This is a genomic window from Paenibacillus sp. FSL M7-0656 (genome assembly GCF_038003225.1).
GTDB lineage: Bacteria > Bacillota > Bacilli > Paenibacillales > Paenibacillaceae > Paenibacillus > Paenibacillus amylolyticus.
In genome coordinates, this window is sequence record NZ_JBBOOT010000001.1 from 1 (window position 1) to 15873 (window position 15873).

The window sequence follows — 15873 nt, forward strand, 5'->3', positions numbered from 1 at the left end:
AGGAGAGGCTGGGTTTTGCCCAGCCTTTTACTCTAGTAAAAAATGACAAAAAAGTTACTTTTCCATATTTTATAGGTTCACAATCTCCTGTCGAATTGATATACTGCTAGAGTATTAATTACAAAGTTGTAATAACTAATCTTAAGGAGATGAATGAATTTGAAAAAGAAATGGATGAAAACTGTCGTAACGAGTAGTCTGACAGCCGTACTGGCCGTAGGGGTAATGCTTCCTGCTTCCGCGTCTGCTGCAGATTCAACATATAAGACTATCACAACGTACAAAATTACAAGCACAGACAGCTTGAAAGCTTACATTGAGAAATGGCTCAAACAAAATGGATATACCGTATCCGAGGGGCAAATTGTAGAGAAACCTGCTACGCAGCCTGATCAAACGACGAAACCTGCTGAGCCGACAACAAAACCAACTCAACCAACAACAAAACCTGCTGAGCCTACAACTAAGCCTGAGCAACCGACTAAACCAACACAACCAGTTCAAGAAAAACCGGAAACTACACCGGCTAAAGATCCTTCAAACACGGGTAACACAGGTAACAATACAAGTAATAATGGTAGCGAAAGCACACAATCTGACTTTGCTACTCAAGTTGTAAAACTTGTGAACGCTGAGCGTGCTAAAGCAGGTCTGAACGCACTGACTTCAGATGCACTTCTGGACAAAGTAGCTGTTGCTAAAGTAAAAGATATGAGTAACAACAACTATTTTGATCACCAGTCACCTACGTATGGTTCTCCGTTTGATATGATGAAACAATTCGGAGTAACTTACAGCTATGCAGGTGAGAACATTGCCCAAGGACAAAAAACACCACAGGAAGTTGTTACAGCTTGGATGAATAGTGAAGGTCACCGTGCCAATATTCTGAGCAAAAACTTTACGCATATCGGTGTAGGTTTCTACAACGGATACTGGGCACAAGAGTTTATCGGTAAGTAATCGATTTATAATGAAGAAAGTATGATTTTCTTTTCCACAAGGTTATGCCAGTACACAGTTCAAATCTGTGTATGGCATAACCTTTTTTCCGTAAAATGACATATAAAAAATGAATTCTGAGAATGCAGCGCCAAAGTTTGCAAATTAACGACAGAACATTTATGTTATTTAGGAATAGCATCATCAGGGCGTGTCTGAAAACTCCGAAGTAAGCGGATTTTCAGACACGCCTTAATGTAAAGTCATTATAAATTATAAAGCACCCGGACTGGTGTACATGAGCGGAGATGTGATGATGAAAAAGAAAAAAAGCCTTGATTCAGCACCATGGATCTGGAGAACTGTCAGTACAGTATCCATCTTGGCAACTTTGTTGTTGTTATTTGGATTTGGTTACGCCATAAAAGACGTGATTTTCCCCGAGGGAGATTCCGCATTAACGACAGGCCAGGAGGCAACTGCTCCATCTAAGGATATCGAGGGGGAACCGGCTGTCGTGGAAGATGGCAAGATTCGGATGGCCGTCATCGGTGATTCTCTGGCAAGAGGCACGGGCGATGATGAAGGACTCGGTTTTGTGAGACGTGCAGGGAATCTGCTTAAAGATAAAGGATATGACGTTCAGGTTCTTAATAATCTGGGTGTAAACGGTTTGAGAACAGATGCTTTATTGGAAAAACTCGATGAGCAAGGCGTACGTTACGTCTTACAACAATCCAATTTTATCTTGCTCTCGATCGGCGCAAATGATTTGTTCCAGGGAGGACAAGTTCTACAGGGGGAAGATCCGCCAACAGCAGAGCAGCTGGCAGCGGCTTTGCCGGAAACGTCGAAGCGCCTTCAAGAGATATTGAAGAAAGTAAAAGAAATTAATCCCGATGCGCAGATTGCGTACATAGGGTTGTACAATCCATTTGGCGATGTGAAGGAACTGGAGAAGCCAGGTAATGCAGTGGTAGCTGCATGGAACGATGCTGCACTGGCTATTTTGAACAATGAGGACAAGATGACACTGGTCCCTACATTCGATTTGTTTGAAAATCATCTGGGGGAGTATCTCTCGTCAGATCATTTCCATCCCAACGGACAAGGTTATGAGCAAATTGCAGTTCGGATTGCACAGGAATTCCAGGCAGATACATCGGCAGAAGGGAGCGGAAATTAATGGCAGAGCAACTGTATGATTCCGTCCTATCCGTACAGAATCTGAAAAAGCGGATCGGACGCAAATGGATCATTAAGGACGTTACATTTGACGTAAAACCTGGTGAAATCTTCGGATTTCTCGGTCCCAACGGTGCCGGCAAAACAACTACGATACGGATGCTGGTCGATCTGATCAAACCAACAGAAGGAAAAATTAAAGTTTGTGGTTATGATGTGAATCGGGACCCTGAGCGTGCTTTGAAGTATGTAGGCTCCATTGTTGAAAATCCGGAGGTATATACATATCTGACAGGGTGGGAGAACCTGGAGCATTTCGCTCGCATGCAACCAGGTGTGGACAATGAACGAATTCAGGAAGTTGTAGATATTGTGCGTCTGGATCAGCGGATTCACGATAAAGTCAGAACGTACTCATTGGGTATGCGTCAACGGCTCGGTATTGCACAAGCGCTGCTTGGGCGACCGCGTCTGCTTATTCTGGATGAACCGACAAATGGTCTTGATCCAAAAGGGATCAAGGAACTTCGTGTCTTTATTAAGCAACTTGCCAGCGAAGGTATGGCTGTATTTGTCAGCAGTCACTTGTTAAGTGAGATCCAGCTTCTCTGTGACAGAGTAGCCATTATCAGTGCTGGGCGTGTGCTTGCTGTTGGAGGTGTAAGCGAACTGATTGAAGATCATTCGAAGTTGGCTATATGGCATGTTTCACCACTGGAGCAAGGCAAAAAAATGTTGCAGGATGCAGGCATTGCTCTGGTAGGTCGACCTGCGGATGTGATGGATGATACCATTGTTGCGGGCCTTGGTCCCAACGCTGTGGTTGCCGAGATGCACGAAGATCGAATTCCTGATATGGTGCAACAGATGGTTCAAGCTGGTATACAGGTTGAAGGGGTACAGCGGATTCAGCCTACGCTTGAACAACTATTCTTAAAAATGACAGAAGGTGAATCCATTGAGTAATATCATGCCGCTGATCCGCAATGAAACGATTAAGATGGTGAAGAAAAAACGGCTTTATATTATATTTATTGTACTTGCGGTCCTCGTACCGATGTTTACGTATGCCCAGATGAAATCTGCGGAGAATAATCGCGATAAGTTTGGCGGCGATTGGCGTCTTGAACTGCAACAGGCCATCACAGACAATCAAAATTCGCTCGGTAGCGATCGGGTACCTGAAGAGTACAAAAAATATAGAACTGTATATATCCAGCAGATGCAGTATTATCTTGAGAATGACATCAATCCCAAAGAACCGGGCGGTGTCACCTTTACGCGGGAGTTCATGAACAACGCGGTTGGATTGTTTATTCCACTGTTAATCATGGCTATTGCTTCAGATCTTGTTTCTGGTGAACGTACGACAGGTACGATTAAAATGCTTTTAACGCGTCCGGTTAGACGCTGGAAAGTGCTTTTGAGTAAATTAATTACGCTGATTATGTTTGTTTCGATCATAGTGGTATCAGCCTACATTATATGTTATGTCATATCGGGTGCGGTTTTTGGTTATAAAGGCTTCAACATGCCAATCTTCACAGGATTCAAAGTTGTGGGAACAGATGTCGATATGTCGGCAGTGCATGCTGTAGACCAGTGGCTGTACATGCTCATGCAGGCAGGACTGATCTGGTTTGTGAGTGTAATTGTGGCTATGCTTGCATTTATGGTATCTGTGCTTGTGCGCAGTACTGCTGCAAGTATTGTTATCATGATGGCCGCTTTGATTGCAGGAACAATCTTGACCAGTATGGCAGCGTCCTGGCAGACCGCGAAGTATTTGTTCATGGTTAACCTCGAACTTCCGAATTATTTGTCTGGCGGGTTACCTCCAATCGAGGATATGAATTTAGGTTTTTCCCTTATTGTGCTTAGTGTTTGGGGCATTGCTTCACTCATTGTGTCATTCCTTGTCTTTACGAAACGGGATATCTTGAATTAAAATGGACAAGGATAAGAAAACATCTGTTTGCATTTTAGGCATTTTTTTAGTTGCAAGTTAAGAAGGGGGAGCATGAATGGTCGAGCAAATCGATATGTCGGCAGGTTCGACAGGCGGAGGACAGGGGTCTTCAGGCTACGACGCGGACGACATTCAAGTACTTGAAGGGTTGGTAGCGGTACGGAAACGGCCGGGGATGTACATCGGCAGCACCAGCACTTCAGGTTTACATCATTTGGTATGGGAAATTGTCGACAACGCTGTCGACGAACATCTCGCCAAATTCTGCTCCAAAATCGATATCACGCTGCATAAGGACGGTTCTATTACGGTTCAGGATAACGGAAGGGGAATTCCGACAGGTATACATAAAACAGGGATTCCTACTCCCCAGGTCGTGTTTACGATTTTGCACGCAGGCGGAAAGTTCGGTGGATCAGGATACAAAAAATCAGGCGGTTTGCACGGTGTAGGTGCGTCAGTTACTAACGCATTGTCCGAGTGGCTTGAAGTCGAGATTTTCCGTGATGGCAAGATTCATCGTCAGCGATTCGAGTATTGGAAGGACAAAAAAGGGATTGAACATGTCGGTGAACCGGTCTCCGGTCTCGAAGTGTTAGGCAATACCAATCGGACAGGTACAAAAGTTACATTTAAACCGGATATTCGGGTGTTCCAGAGCGGTATTCAATTTAATTATGATACATTGGCAGAACGGCTTCAGGAGATTGCTTTTCTGAATTCGGGTCTGAGAATTGTGCTCAAGGATGAACGTTCGGGCAATCAGGATGAATACATGTATGAAGGTGGAGCAAGCCAGTTTGTTGCTTTTCTTAACGAAAATAAAGATGTGCTGCATGATGTTATTCACTTCTATGCGGAGAAGGATGACATTGAAGTCGAAGTGGCAATCCAGTATAACGCGGGTTATACCGAAACGCTGGCTTCGTTCGTGAACTCGATCTCTACTCGGGGTGGCGGTACACATGAGACCGGATTCAGGGCTGCGTACACTCGTGTAATGAATGACTACGCGCGGCGTACCAGCATGATTAAGGAAAAAGATAAAAACCTCGAAGGCAATGATTTGCGTGAAGGTATGATGGCCGTCATCAGTGTCAAGATGTCAGAGGTTGAGTTCGTAGGTCAGACCAAGGATCAGCTCGGCAGCGCTTCCGCTCGAAGTGCAGTGGATTCGGTCGTGTCCGAGAATATTCAACGGTTTCTGGAAGAAAACCCGCAGGTAGCGCAAACGTTAATTCGCAAAGCGGTCCAAGCCTCCAGAGCCAGAGAAGCAGCCCGCAAAGCACGTGATGATATGCGCACAGGCAAGAAACGTAGCGAAAGTTCCAACCTGAACGGCAAACTAACGCCGGCGCAATCAAAGGATTTTACCCGAAATGAGTTATTTATTGTCGAAGGGGATTCCGCAGGTGGTTCTGCCAAACAGGGACGTGACTCGAAGATTCAGGCTATTCTGCCGCTCAAGGGAAAACCGCTCAATCCGGAAAAATCAAAGCTGGCCGACATTCTCAAAAATGAAGAATACCGCGCCATTACAGCGGCGATCGGGGCGGGCATAGGAACCGAATTTGCAGTTGAAGACAGCAATTATTCCAAAATTATCATTATGACCGATGCGGATACGGACGGCGCACATATTCAGGTGCTGCTGTTGACCTTCTTTTATCGTTATATGAAGCCTTTAATTGATGCAGGCAAAGTATATATTGCTCAGCCGCCATTGTACAAACTTACTCGTAAGTCTGGTAAGCTTGCGAGTGTTCGATATGCATGGACGGATGAAGAACTGGCGAATTATATGAAGGAATTCGGTAATAATGTTGAGCTTCAACGTTATAAAGGTCTTGGTGAGATGAATCCGGATCAACTGTGGGAGACAACAATGAATCCGGAAACTCGTGCGATGCTGAAGGTACAGATTGTTGATGCAGCAAAAGCAGAACGTCGTGTATCTACGCTCATGGGTGATAAGGTTGATCCGCGGAAACGCTGGATTGTAGAGAACGTCGACTTTACAGAGTACGAAGAATAGAAGGTGCTTGGAATGAGTCCATCAGAACAATTTATGCCGGCCTTTCTCGAAGAGGTCGTTGGGGACCGTTTCGGTCGCTACTCCAAATATATTATTCAGGATCGAGCCATTCCGGATGTCCGGGATGGGTTGAAGCCAGTACAACGGCGTATTCTATACGCCATGTATGATTCAGGTAATACGCCTGACAAGACTTACCGCAAATCTGCCAAAACCGTTGGGGACGTAATGGGTAATTATCATCCACATGGTGACTCATCCATCTATGAGGGCATGGTGCGGATGGCTCAGCCATGGAAAATGGGCCATATGCTCGTGGACGGTCATGGTAACTGGGGATCACAGGATGATGACCCGGCAGCGGCGATGCGGTATACGGAGGCCCGTTTGTCGCCCATCGCGATGGAGATGCTTCGCGATATCGAGAAACGGACGGTTCTGTTTAAGGATAATTTTGATAATACGGCCAAAGAACCGGTTGTATTGCCATCCCGTTATCCGAACTTGCTGGTTAATGGTGTCAGCGGTATTTCCTCCGGATTTGCAACGGAGATTCCTCCACACAATTTGCGTGAAGTCATTGATGCTTCGATCGCTGTGATGGAGAAACCGTCGATTGAGCTGGACGAAATCATGATGTTTATGAAGGGTCCTGACTTTCCAACAGGCGGATTGATTATGGGCGGTGACGGCATTCTGGATGCCTATCGCACAGGTAAGGGACGGATCTATATCCGGTCCAAAACCGAGATTGAAAACATGCGTGGTGGCAAACAGCAGATCGTCATTACCGAAATTCCTTATCAGGTCGTGAAATCTCGTCTGGTTACAGCGATGGAGAACATCCGACTTGAGAAGAAGGTTGAAGGTATTGCCGAAGTGCGTGATGAGAGCGGACGTGAAGGTCTGCGAATCGTGGTTGAGTTGAAAAAAGAAGCGGACGCACAAGGTATTTTGGCTTATTTGCTGAAGAAAACCGACCTGCAGGTCACCTATAATTTCAATATGGTTGCGATTGTGAATAAAGCACCTCATCAATTAGGATTGAAATCGATTCTCGAGGCTTACATTGCCCATCAGCGGGAGGTTGTAACATTCCGTACCCGGTTTGAGCTGGAGAAGGCGCAAGACCGTGCGCATGTGCTCGAGGGCTTGGTAAAAGCACTTAACATCCTTGATGAGGTCATTGCGGCCATCAAAGCGTCGAAGAACCGTCAAGATGCCCAAAACAACCTGATGTGGATGTTTGGATTCACGGAACGCCAAGCGGATTCCATCCTTACGTTGCAATTGTACCGTTTGACGAATCTGGAGATCAATTCTCTGGAGAAGGAACTCGGTGAACTGATGAAAAAGATTGCACAATTACAATCCATTCTGGATAGTGACCGCAAGCTCATCGGAGTCATCCGCAAGGAATTGATGGAGATTCGTGAGAAATACGGCATAGACCGTCGTTCTGCGATCCAGGGTGAAGTGGAAGAACTTAAGGTTAATCTCGAAGTACTTGTGAATGCGGAAGATGTATTTGTTACGTTATCCAAAGAGGGATATGTGAAACGTACAGGCATGCAGTCCTTTACACGTTCTGGTGGTGAACGGAGCGGAAGTGGTGTAAAAGACGGCGATTATATCGCTCAGGTTCTGGAAGTAAATACGCTTGAGAACTTGCTTGTCTTTACGAGGAAAGGTCAGTATTTCCTGTTACCTGTTCACCAGGTACCTGAATTCAAGTGGAAAGATCCAGGCACAGCCATTGTGAATGTCATTCCCCTTGCGAAAGATGATCGTATTGCAAGTGTGCTTGCTGTGAAATCCTTTGAAGAGCCAAACCACAGTCTGGTCTTCGTTACGCGAAGAGGACAGGTGAAACGGACGGAGCTGAAGGATTACGTGACCAAGCGTTCCGGTGCAGTTGCGGCTTGTAAAGTGGGCAAGGATGATGAAGTGTTATCTGTACATCTGAGTACAGGTGGTCAAGATATTATGTTGATTACAAAAGAAGCCATGGCGATTCGTTTCCGAGAGGATGAGGTTAATCCAATGGGACGTGTATCCGGTGGTGTTCGTGGTATTCAGTTAAGAGATACAGATGAAGTTGTATCCGCTATATGGGTAGAAGGAGATGAAGGTGAAGTTGCCGTGTTGTCCGATCTGGGATATGGTAAACGATCATTACTTCTGGATTACGCTATACAGAGCCGTGGAGGCAAGGGGCTTGCCACATTCGAGTTCAAAGAAGGCAAACGTGTGAAACCGAATGGTAGCCGTATTGTTGGAGCGTTTTATTGCAAAGAGCAACGTAAGATCACTGTAATGACCAAAGAAGGCCAAGTGTTCCCGATCTCTTCGGAAGGTGTTCCGATTACAGAGCGCAAACATATTGGCAAGCTAATCGTTCATGTGGACAAACAGGACGAGATCGTTGAACTTCTAAGGGACTTCAATGAGAATCAACCACCATCATCTTCATAAAAACAAACAAACGAGACTTTTCGCAGAACAGCTAATCCTGTCATGCGAGGAGTCTTTTTTTGTTGTTCAAAGGCGGATTAGAAGAGGGCATTCATGCGAAGTTTAACAACCTTCGTCGATTACGGTCGATCGCTAGGAAATTGAAAAAAGGCAGCAGGAATGCGGCTTTGGAGCGCGAAAACTTAAGCAGGTGAAGTGATAACCGGTTGCAGAGAGGAGCGATGGAAGATGTATAATTCCGATTTTGCCAAGTGCTGGTCCAGGTTGACCAAAGATTATAAATTGCATATGGATCAAGAGCTGGCACCCTCATTAACGGAGGCTCAGCTGGCTGTTCTGGAGGTACTTGAAGACCATCAGAAGATGAAACCTTCGGATCTGATTCCTTATCTGTCAACTACGCCAGCTGCTGTAACCATGCTGCTCGATCGAATGGAGAAGAATGATCTGATTCGCAGGAATCGGGATAATCAGGATCGACGCATTGTGTGGGTATCTCTATCAGAGAAAGGAAGAATGGAGACAGTGCGGGGAATCACCATCCGTAATGAATTCATGAACTCTGTTCTCAGTAACATTTCCATGCACAATCAACAATTGCTGGTATATCTGTTAGGCAAAATGACAACACCCAAGACCAAAGAGCCTGCCTTATCTACTTCGGTATGATACCATGCTGATTCTTATGAATAACCATAGGAGTGCCTGCTCGTTTCATGCAGGAGCCCTATGGTTATTTTATTTACAAATTACATATGCTACACACTGTGTCCAGGTTAGTTGAGTAAAGGCATGGATGTAACACAGTTAGTATGTCCTAATATTATTTTTGTGAATTCATATGTAAATAGTTGACTATGTAAATATTTTTGTTATAATAAATAATTGTTCCCCTGATATTTCGTGTACGAAATATTATATTCCAAAAGTAAAAGGGTGAAACAATGACTGATACGTATGAAGTATTCTATATTATTAATTCGTTCCGCCAAGTGAATCAAATGCTTTTTCGAGCATTTTGGAATGAAAACAAGGAGATCGAGCTGACTTCGATCCAGTTTATGGTGTTATCCATCCTGAGGGAGCGTCCTTCCATTGGCATCAACGAAGTGGCTGAGCTATGCCATATGGGCAGCAGTTCCATGAGCGCTGTTGTGGAGCGGCTCGTCAAAGGCGAGTATATCGTTCGGACACGTTCGGATGCTGACCGCCGATCCGTTAAGCTTCAGATTACGGATAAAGGGGAACAGGCCCAACAGGAAACGCACCATTTGTGGATGGAAAGAGTGTCACCCATTCTGGATATATCGAAGGAAGACCTTGAGCACCTACTTAGAATTCATAGTCAAATGATTAAAAAGTTAGAAGGAAGAGAGATGAACAACATATGAGTACGACTACTGCTGCAGCTCCATCCTCAGCGATGGACAACATCAAGAAAGGCCCTATTGTAGCGGCATTGTTAATTGGTGCCTTTGTGGCATTCCTGAACCAAACCCTGATGAACGTAGCGCTTCCTAAAATCATGGATGACCTCGGCATCGGGCCAAACAAAGCCCAATGGTTAACTACGGGTTATATGCTTGTGAACGGTGTGCTGATTCCAATTACGGCATATCTGATTGCCAAATTTTCAACGCGTCAAATTTTCATTACAGCCATGACTCTATTTACCATAGGAACGTTAGTCTGTGGTCTTAGTCCAACCTTCACTATTCTGATGGTAGGTCGTGTTATTCAAGCGGCAGGTGCAGGTATCCTGATGCCTCTCATGACCGTTGTATTCCTGACCATCTTCCCGATTGAGAAACGCGGTCAGGCCATGGGAACCATGGGGATTGCGATGATTCTGGCTCCTGCGATTGGGCCTACACTTTCAGGTTATGTGGTTGAGCATTATTCCTGGAGATTGTTGTTCTACATCATCTTGCCATTCTCTATTATTGCAACTGCAATTGGTATTGCTTTTGTCAAAAACGTAACACGTCAGTCCAGACCTAAACTAGATTATCCAGGCGTTATTTTATCTACACTTGGTTTTGGTAGTTTGCTCTACGGATTCAGTGATGCGGGTACCGATGGATGGGGCAGTGCAATTGTCATTGGATGTCTCGTCGTAGGTGCGATATCCCTGATTCTGTTCGTTATTCGTCAACTGACAACAGATCATCCGCTCCTTGAGTTCCGTATTTTTAAATACAACATGTATACATTAACAACGATTATTAACATGCTCGTGACAATGGCGATGTTTGCAGGTATGATCCTGCTTCCTATCTTCCTGCAAAATATTCGTAATTTCTCACCGATTGAATCAGGACTTCTGATGATGCCCGGTGCGATATTGATGGGGATTATGTCCCCAATTACAGGTCGCATATTTGATAAAGTGGGCGCACGCTGGCTTTCGGTTGCAGGTCTTGCCATTACGGCAATTACAACTTTTGGACTGAGTCGTCTGGCAATCGATACTACCTACGGCTACATGATGTTTATCTACACGGCTCGTATGTTCGGTATGTCGATGCTGATGATGCCAATCCAGACAGCAGGTCTGAATCAACTGCCTCAACGTCTGAACGCGCATGGTACAGCGATGTCCAATACATTGCGTACAGTTGCCGGTGCGATCGGTACAGCCATTCTGGTTACTATCATGAGTAGTAAGCTCAAAACACATCTGGCAGATGCAGTGGCTGCTGGCCAAGTTGACCCTAATAATAAGACAGCGATGTTAGCAGCTACAGCAGATGCAACGATTTACGGTGTTAACTATGCATTCATCGTGGCTACTGGAATGACCGTGGTTGCTTTGATCATGGCGTTCTTTATTCGGAAAACAAAACCAGCTGTTGAGCCTGTTACTGTAGAACAGGAAAAAGCAACGGCTACAGCATAACGAATATCAGATAAAACCAAAAAGAGAACTCTAGCAGTCGATGGGGTAACCCTAACTGCCTGAGTTCTCTTTTTTTGGTGTGCGCGATAGGAGGAGAGTACTTTTATTATTCGGGCTGGATCGTTGGATCGATAAGAAATACAGGATCGGGCTCATGACCGAACTGTTTGAGATTAATGGTTCCGTTTAGTTGAAACTCCACACCTTCGCTAATCAGTTCTGTTTCCTGCATCATGCGCGAGTGTTCGTCCGGTATGGAGATTTCTCCTTTTGCATTGACGACACGGTGCCAGGGTAGACGTTCCTTGCGGCTCATCGAGTGCAGAATACGTACGACTTGTCTCGCGGCTCTTGGACTTCCGGCATGTGCTGCAATCTGACCGTAAGTCATCACTTTACCTTCGGGAATCGCCGCGATGATCGCAACGACTTGTTTGGTAAACGGGGTCATCATGATGTCTCCTCTCTGTATTTTAGGTATATAGCTGAAAATATGAAAAAACGTGTCGTTCAGATACAGAATCTGAACGACACGTTGTATGGACAGATGTAACCTGATCCTGTGCACTTATAGAGGTTGTTCGATAAAACCGCTTTTGATCCCATCTTATCGGTATTGAAAACCAGTCTTTTTGAACACGTATTTATTGAGATTGTCCAAAAGCTTTTTGGTACACAGCGTCTGGCCATTCTGCCCAGGGGAATTCTCTTGCAGGCAAAGATTGCAGAATAACTTCTTCCTTAGTAACTGGATGAGGAAAAGCAGCAATCGCAGACCATAGAGCAATCTGTTGCCCGGGTTTATTCACGCTTGCGCCGTACTTCTGATCCCCGTACAGAGGGCAGCCGATTTCTTTCATTTGCACTCGAATCTGATGAGATCTGCCGGTGTGCAGTTCGATATGGACGAGGCTGTAACGGTCTGTCTCGCCGATAACACGGTAATCCAGAACGGCATCCTTACCGCCAGCCGTACCTTTAGGTACAACAGTAACGGTATTTGTACGTGCATCTTTCAGGAGCGTGTGTTTTAACGTTCCCTGCTGTGCAGGCAACTTGCCGTGTACAACAGCCGCATATATTTTACGGAAATGACGTCCCCGCACAGTCTCGGACAATCTCGAAGCTGCTTTAGAAGTCTTGGCAAAAATCATTGCCCCTCCAACAGGACGATCAAGTCGGTGTACTAACCCGAGATAAACATTGCCAGGTTTGTTGTATCGTTCTTTCAGATCCTGCTTAAGCAATGTAAGCAAATCCGGATCACCTGATGAATCTTCCTGTGTAGGTACATTGACCGGCTTCGTAATGCCTAACAGATGGTTGTCTTCGAACAGAATCGGAATTGCATCGTGATCATGCCGATGTTCTGACATGATTAAGACTCCCAACGGCCCAGAATACCACAAGGCAGATCAAGACCACTACGTGTGATCGGCAGACCAATTTCACCTGCAGTAATTTCACCACCGTACTGAGCAGACATCGTCATGGTCAACATGTTGCGCAGAACCGTAGAGGAAATGCCCGTAGTGTAGGAGTTAACCAGCATGAATAATGGATTATCCGACAAGATCGTCATACATGACTTCAGGAAAGGATATAGGTTCTCTTCCAGTTTCCATGTCTCTCCATTAGGGCCACGGCCATATGAAGGAGGGTCCATAATAATGGCGTCGTAACGATTTCCGCGACGTTGTTCCCGTTGTACAAATTTGAATACATCATCTGTAATAAAACGAACAGGGCGATCAGCCAGTCCGGATAATTGAACATTTTCCTTGGCCCATTGAACCATGCCTTTAGCTGCATCCACATGCACAACAGATGCGCCTGCATAAGCAGCAGCTACCGTTGCTCCGCCTGTATAGGCAAACAGGTTCAAGACAGAAATAGGGCGTCCTGCATTGGAGATTTTATCCATCATCCAGCTCCAGTTGGCGGCTTGTTCAGGGAACAGACCAGTGTGCTTAAAGCTGGTAGGTTTAATGTGGAATTTCAGGTTTTCGTATCCGATCGTCCAACGCTCGGGAATGGGCTTTTTCATATCCCAGTTACCGCCACCGGAAGAGCTACGATGATAGTGACCATGCACCTGACGCCATTCATTGGTTTCTTGCTCAAGGGGCCAGATAATCTGTGGATCGGGTCTGCGTAAAATCACATCTCCCCAACGCTCCAGTTTCTCGCCGCCTCCTGTATCGATTACTTCATAGTCCTTCCAATTCTTAGCTACGTACATAATGATTTATCCATCCTTCAAAAGTCATTTGGATACTATTGTACAACAAAAAAGGGCTTGGACGCCAGTTGGGGGACGGGAGTGCACCATATACTGAAAAACAAAGATAACCAAAAATTTAATTTGACAATGATAATCATTATCACATATGATTTTGTTAATCAAAAATTCATTCTTTCTTCATAGAGAGAATATAACATGATCAAATAAAGTGAGGGAAAAATAGATGGCTAAATTGTTAGTGGCTTATGCGAGCATGACAGGAAATACAGAAGAAATTGCAGAACTGATTGTGGAAGGAATTACACAGGGAGGCCACGAGGCAGACCTGAAATCCGTAACGGATTGTAATGCATCTGATGTATTGGACTATGACGGATTCATGATCGGTGTGTACACCTGGGGAGACGGGGAGTTGCCAGATGAATTCCTTGATTTCTATGAGGAGCTGGATGAGCTTGACCTGAGTGGTAAGAGAGCTGCGGTGTTTGGTAGTGGTGACACCTCGTATGAGCAGTTCTGCGGTGCAGTTGATCTGGCGGCTGCCAAGCTGCAGGAGCGTGGGGCGGAGGTATCTCCAGAGATGTTGAAAATTGAATATAGTCCGCTTGAGCAGGAGAAAGAAACATGCCGTGACTTTGGCAAACGCTTCGCTGCTGCCGGATTACAGGTGTCCTAAAGATCATGTTAAGACATAATGTTCAGGCAGCGATGCCAGTCGGAAGGAATGATCTTCCTGGACGTCTGCTTGAAGATTACAGATTGGAAGAAATGCTGCGCAGCCCACATCGATTCATCCGCCCTGAACCAGTGTCTGAGCAGCGTCTTCCACTTCAATGGAGGCACCGTGTACAATATGCGGTGAGCCATGCGGTCAATGCTTTTTACAGTCTCGACCCCGATGTTCGCAAAGAGGTACCCGTACAGTATTTACTTGAGAAGTGGTGGCCCAGAAAGACGGATGGTTTCGAATCTGTTCTCCATTACTGGGATGTGAAGAACAAGATTACGGATGAATTGTCACTCGCCATTGCAATGAACGATGATTTGAAGCATCCAGCCATTCTTTTTGAACAGTGGAGAACGGAGTTACCTTCATTATCCATGCATTTATCGATGATAATTCAGGCGGCCTGGCAACCAGAAGGCTGGGATTCGCTGCTTATTCAGAAATATATGGTTGTCCATGATCCAAACGTAGTTGAGGCGTTTCAGCATATGGTCAGTGCATTCTGCTGGGAAGCCTTCGGAAAATTACCGGGTATGATCGAGATATACTGCTTGTTGGAAGGACGCAAAATCAGGTACATCCCTGGACGCCAGTCTCTGATCCGTTCCATGGACTACATTCGCTTGATACGTGACAGCATGCCGCAAGCAGAAGTGGCGGAGTCAGAACAGTTTACGACGCGTGATAAAGCGCGCATCCACGAAGAGGTAGATCGCTGGAGAACGGAAGCCATTGAACCGAAGAAAACATGGTTGATGTGAAGACAGTTGAAGGATAACGATATATCATGCAGATAGAGGAGGGGAAGTTGCCATGTCTACCGGTCTAAGTCAAGATATAAGCAACAGCAAGAGACGTGCAGGAACTTGCGAATTCAGTCCGTTGCCAGTACCCCAGTCGGTTATACGAAAGTTGCTTGATGAAGCAGATCCTTCATTATATGTAATGAGTTCAGAACCTTGGAGGTTTATGTTGTTTGCAGGCGAAGGACGACAGCTTTATCTGGAAGCGGTCAGACAGAGCTATCCACCCCATCTGGCTGATCGCTACGGCGATTGGGCTACATATCAATACACGGAAGCAATTCCAACCCATCTGGTTGTCGTGGCGCCTAGAAATGCCCGTGAGGATGATCTTCTGCCGGCCAAAGCCTGGAGCAAACGCTTTAGTATTCTGGCTGCGGAACAGGGGTTGAATGCGGTCTGGAAGATCAATGATTATCAACAACATCCTGTGTTTATGAATTTGATGGGTTTGACAAGTGAAGAGAAGGTGCTGGGGGTCTTTCATATCGGTTACGGAGACCAGCCTGCATTGCGGGATATGGATGCAAGCAGACCAGCCTCTGAACTGATGACGGTTTATGACCATCTGGTCTAAAAAAATGATTCATTAG

Annotated in this window: 15 protein-coding genes; 12 read left to right on the top strand and 3 right to left on the bottom strand. The window is 45.5% G+C overall.

Annotated features, from left to right (window positions below; translation table 11 throughout):
• Window positions 1–159: 159 nt before the first annotated feature.
• The 9 genes from MHI01_RS00005 to MHI01_RS00045 all read left to right on the top strand — a co-directional run bounded on the left by MHI01_RS00005 (window position 160) and on the right by MHI01_RS00045 (window position 11505).
• Entirely contained in the window at window positions 160–963 is an 804-nt protein-coding gene (locus MHI01_RS00005; protein ID WP_340982211.1) for a CAP domain-containing protein, read from the top strand.
• 295 nt (window positions 964–1258) lie between these two features.
• A complete protein-coding gene (locus MHI01_RS00010) occupies window positions 1259–2128 on the top strand; it encodes a GDSL-type esterase/lipase family protein (protein WP_127549556.1) in 870 nt (289 codons plus the stop codon).
• Complete coding sequence (locus MHI01_RS00015) at window positions 2128–3093, top strand: ABC transporter ATP-binding protein (RefSeq protein ID WP_340982212.1); 966 nt, start codon at window positions 2128–2130, stop codon at window positions 3091–3093. Before MHI01_RS00010 ends, MHI01_RS00015 begins: the two co-directional genes overlap by 1 nt.
• The gene (locus tag MHI01_RS00020) at window positions 3086–4075 is read left to right on the top strand and encodes an ABC transporter permease (RefSeq protein WP_340982213.1); all 990 of its coding nucleotides are present in this window, start codon (window positions 3086–3088) and stop codon (window positions 4073–4075) included. Before MHI01_RS00015 ends, MHI01_RS00020 begins: the two co-directional genes overlap by 8 nt.
• A 76-nt stretch (window positions 4076–4151) precedes the next feature.
• Complete coding sequence (parE, locus tag MHI01_RS00025) at window positions 4152–6131, top strand: DNA topoisomerase IV subunit B (protein ID WP_036613300.1); 1980 nt, start codon at window positions 4152–4154, stop codon at window positions 6129–6131.
• A gap of 12 nt (window positions 6132–6143) precedes the next feature.
• Window positions 6144–8606 (top strand): DNA gyrase subunit A, encoded by a 2463-nt coding sequence (gene gyrA / locus MHI01_RS00030; protein ID WP_127549554.1) that lies wholly within the window; start codon window positions 6144–6146, stop codon window positions 8604–8606.
• Window positions 8607–8834: 228 nt separating this feature from the next.
• Window positions 8835–9275 carry a MarR family winged helix-turn-helix transcriptional regulator gene (locus MHI01_RS00035; RefSeq protein WP_127549552.1) on the top strand — a complete coding sequence of 147 codons (441 nt, stop codon included), beginning with the start codon at window positions 8835–8837 and terminating at the stop codon, window positions 9273–9275.
• Between the two features lie 275 nt (window positions 9276–9550).
• Entirely contained in the window at window positions 9551–9997 is a 447-nt protein-coding gene (locus MHI01_RS00040; RefSeq protein WP_340982214.1) for a MarR family winged helix-turn-helix transcriptional regulator, read from the top strand.
• Window positions 9994–11505: a DHA2 family efflux MFS transporter permease subunit gene (locus tag MHI01_RS00045; protein WP_340017782.1), complete on the top strand. Its 1512-nt coding sequence runs from the start codon at window positions 9994–9996 to the stop codon at window positions 11503–11505. Before MHI01_RS00040 ends, MHI01_RS00045 begins: the two co-directional genes overlap by 4 nt.
• 106 nt (window positions 11506–11611) lie before the next feature.
• Here the strand turns inward: MHI01_RS00045 and MHI01_RS00050 are convergent, their stop codons facing one another.
• From MHI01_RS00050 to MHI01_RS00060, 3 genes are all read right to left on the bottom strand, one after another.
• Window positions 11612–11956, bottom strand: a complete 345-nt coding sequence (locus MHI01_RS00050) for an MGMT family protein (protein ID WP_036613313.1) — start codon at window positions 11954–11956, stop codon at window positions 11612–11614.
• Between the two features lie 193 nt (window positions 11957–12149).
• Window positions 12150–12881, bottom strand: coding sequence for an RluA family pseudouridine synthase (locus MHI01_RS00055; RefSeq protein WP_036672914.1), 732 nt, complete (start codon window positions 12879–12881; stop codon window positions 12150–12152).
• A 2-nt stretch (window positions 12882–12883) separates the two neighbouring features.
• Entirely contained in the window at window positions 12884–13747 is an 864-nt protein-coding gene (locus MHI01_RS00060; protein ID WP_036613317.1) for a class I SAM-dependent methyltransferase, read from the bottom strand.
• Window positions 13748–13973: 226 nt separating this feature from the next.
• Between MHI01_RS00060 and MHI01_RS00065 the strand changes: the two genes are divergently transcribed.
• The 3 genes from MHI01_RS00065 to MHI01_RS00075 are packed head-to-tail and all read left to right on the top strand — an operon-like array spanning window position 13974 to window position 15857.
• Window positions 13974–14426: a flavodoxin gene (locus MHI01_RS00065; RefSeq protein WP_017687802.1), complete on the top strand. Its 453-nt coding sequence runs from the start codon at window positions 13974–13976 to the stop codon at window positions 14424–14426.
• 5 nt (window positions 14427–14431) lie between these two features.
• Window positions 14432–15238 carry a hypothetical protein gene (locus tag MHI01_RS00070; protein ID WP_076328433.1) on the top strand — a complete coding sequence of 269 codons (807 nt, stop codon included), beginning with the start codon at window positions 14432–14434 and terminating at the stop codon, window positions 15236–15238.
• 52 nt (window positions 15239–15290) lie between these two features.
• Window positions 15291–15857 (top strand): nitroreductase family protein, encoded by a 567-nt coding sequence (locus tag MHI01_RS00075; protein ID WP_340982215.1) that lies wholly within the window; start codon window positions 15291–15293, stop codon window positions 15855–15857.
• The last annotated feature ends 16 nt before the right edge of the window (window positions 15858–15873 follow it).

What these genes read in the sequence shown, in the direction of transcription:
- MHI01_RS00015 (WP_340982212.1), top strand. Translation starts at nt 2,128, where the DNA reads ATGGCAGAGCAACTGTATGATTCCGTCCTATCCGTACAGAATCTGAAA.
- gyrA (WP_127549554.1), top strand. Translation starts at nt 6,144, where the DNA reads ATGAGTCCATCAGAACAATTTATGCCGGCCTTTCTCGAAGAGGTCGTT.
- MHI01_RS00060 (WP_036613317.1), bottom strand. Translation starts at nt 13,747, where the DNA reads ATGTACGTAGCTAAGAATTGGAAGGACTATGAAGTAATCGATACAGGA.
- MHI01_RS00010 (WP_127549556.1), top strand. Translation starts at nt 1,259, where the DNA reads ATGAAAAAGAAAAAAAGCCTTGATTCAGCACCATGGATCTGGAGAACT.
- MHI01_RS00075 (WP_340982215.1), top strand. Translation starts at nt 15,291, where the DNA reads ATGTCTACCGGTCTAAGTCAAGATATAAGCAACAGCAAGAGACGTGCA.
- MHI01_RS00040 (WP_340982214.1), top strand. Translation starts at nt 9,551, where the DNA reads ATGACTGATACGTATGAAGTATTCTATATTATTAATTCGTTCCGCCAA.
- MHI01_RS00035 (WP_127549552.1), top strand. Translation starts at nt 8,835, where the DNA reads ATGTATAATTCCGATTTTGCCAAGTGCTGGTCCAGGTTGACCAAAGAT.
- MHI01_RS00065 (WP_017687802.1), top strand. Translation starts at nt 13,974, where the DNA reads ATGGCTAAATTGTTAGTGGCTTATGCGAGCATGACAGGAAATACAGAA.
- MHI01_RS00070 (WP_076328433.1), top strand. Translation starts at nt 14,432, where the DNA reads ATGTTAAGACATAATGTTCAGGCAGCGATGCCAGTCGGAAGGAATGAT.
- MHI01_RS00050 (WP_036613313.1), bottom strand. Translation starts at nt 11,956, where the DNA reads ATGACCCCGTTTACCAAACAAGTCGTTGCGATCATCGCGGCGATTCCC.
- parE (WP_036613300.1), top strand. Translation starts at nt 4,152, where the DNA reads ATGGTCGAGCAAATCGATATGTCGGCAGGTTCGACAGGCGGAGGACAG.
- MHI01_RS00045 (WP_340017782.1), top strand. Translation starts at nt 9,994, where the DNA reads ATGAGTACGACTACTGCTGCAGCTCCATCCTCAGCGATGGACAACATC.
- MHI01_RS00055 (WP_036672914.1), bottom strand. Translation starts at nt 12,881, where the DNA reads ATGTCAGAACATCGGCATGATCACGATGCAATTCCGATTCTGTTCGAA.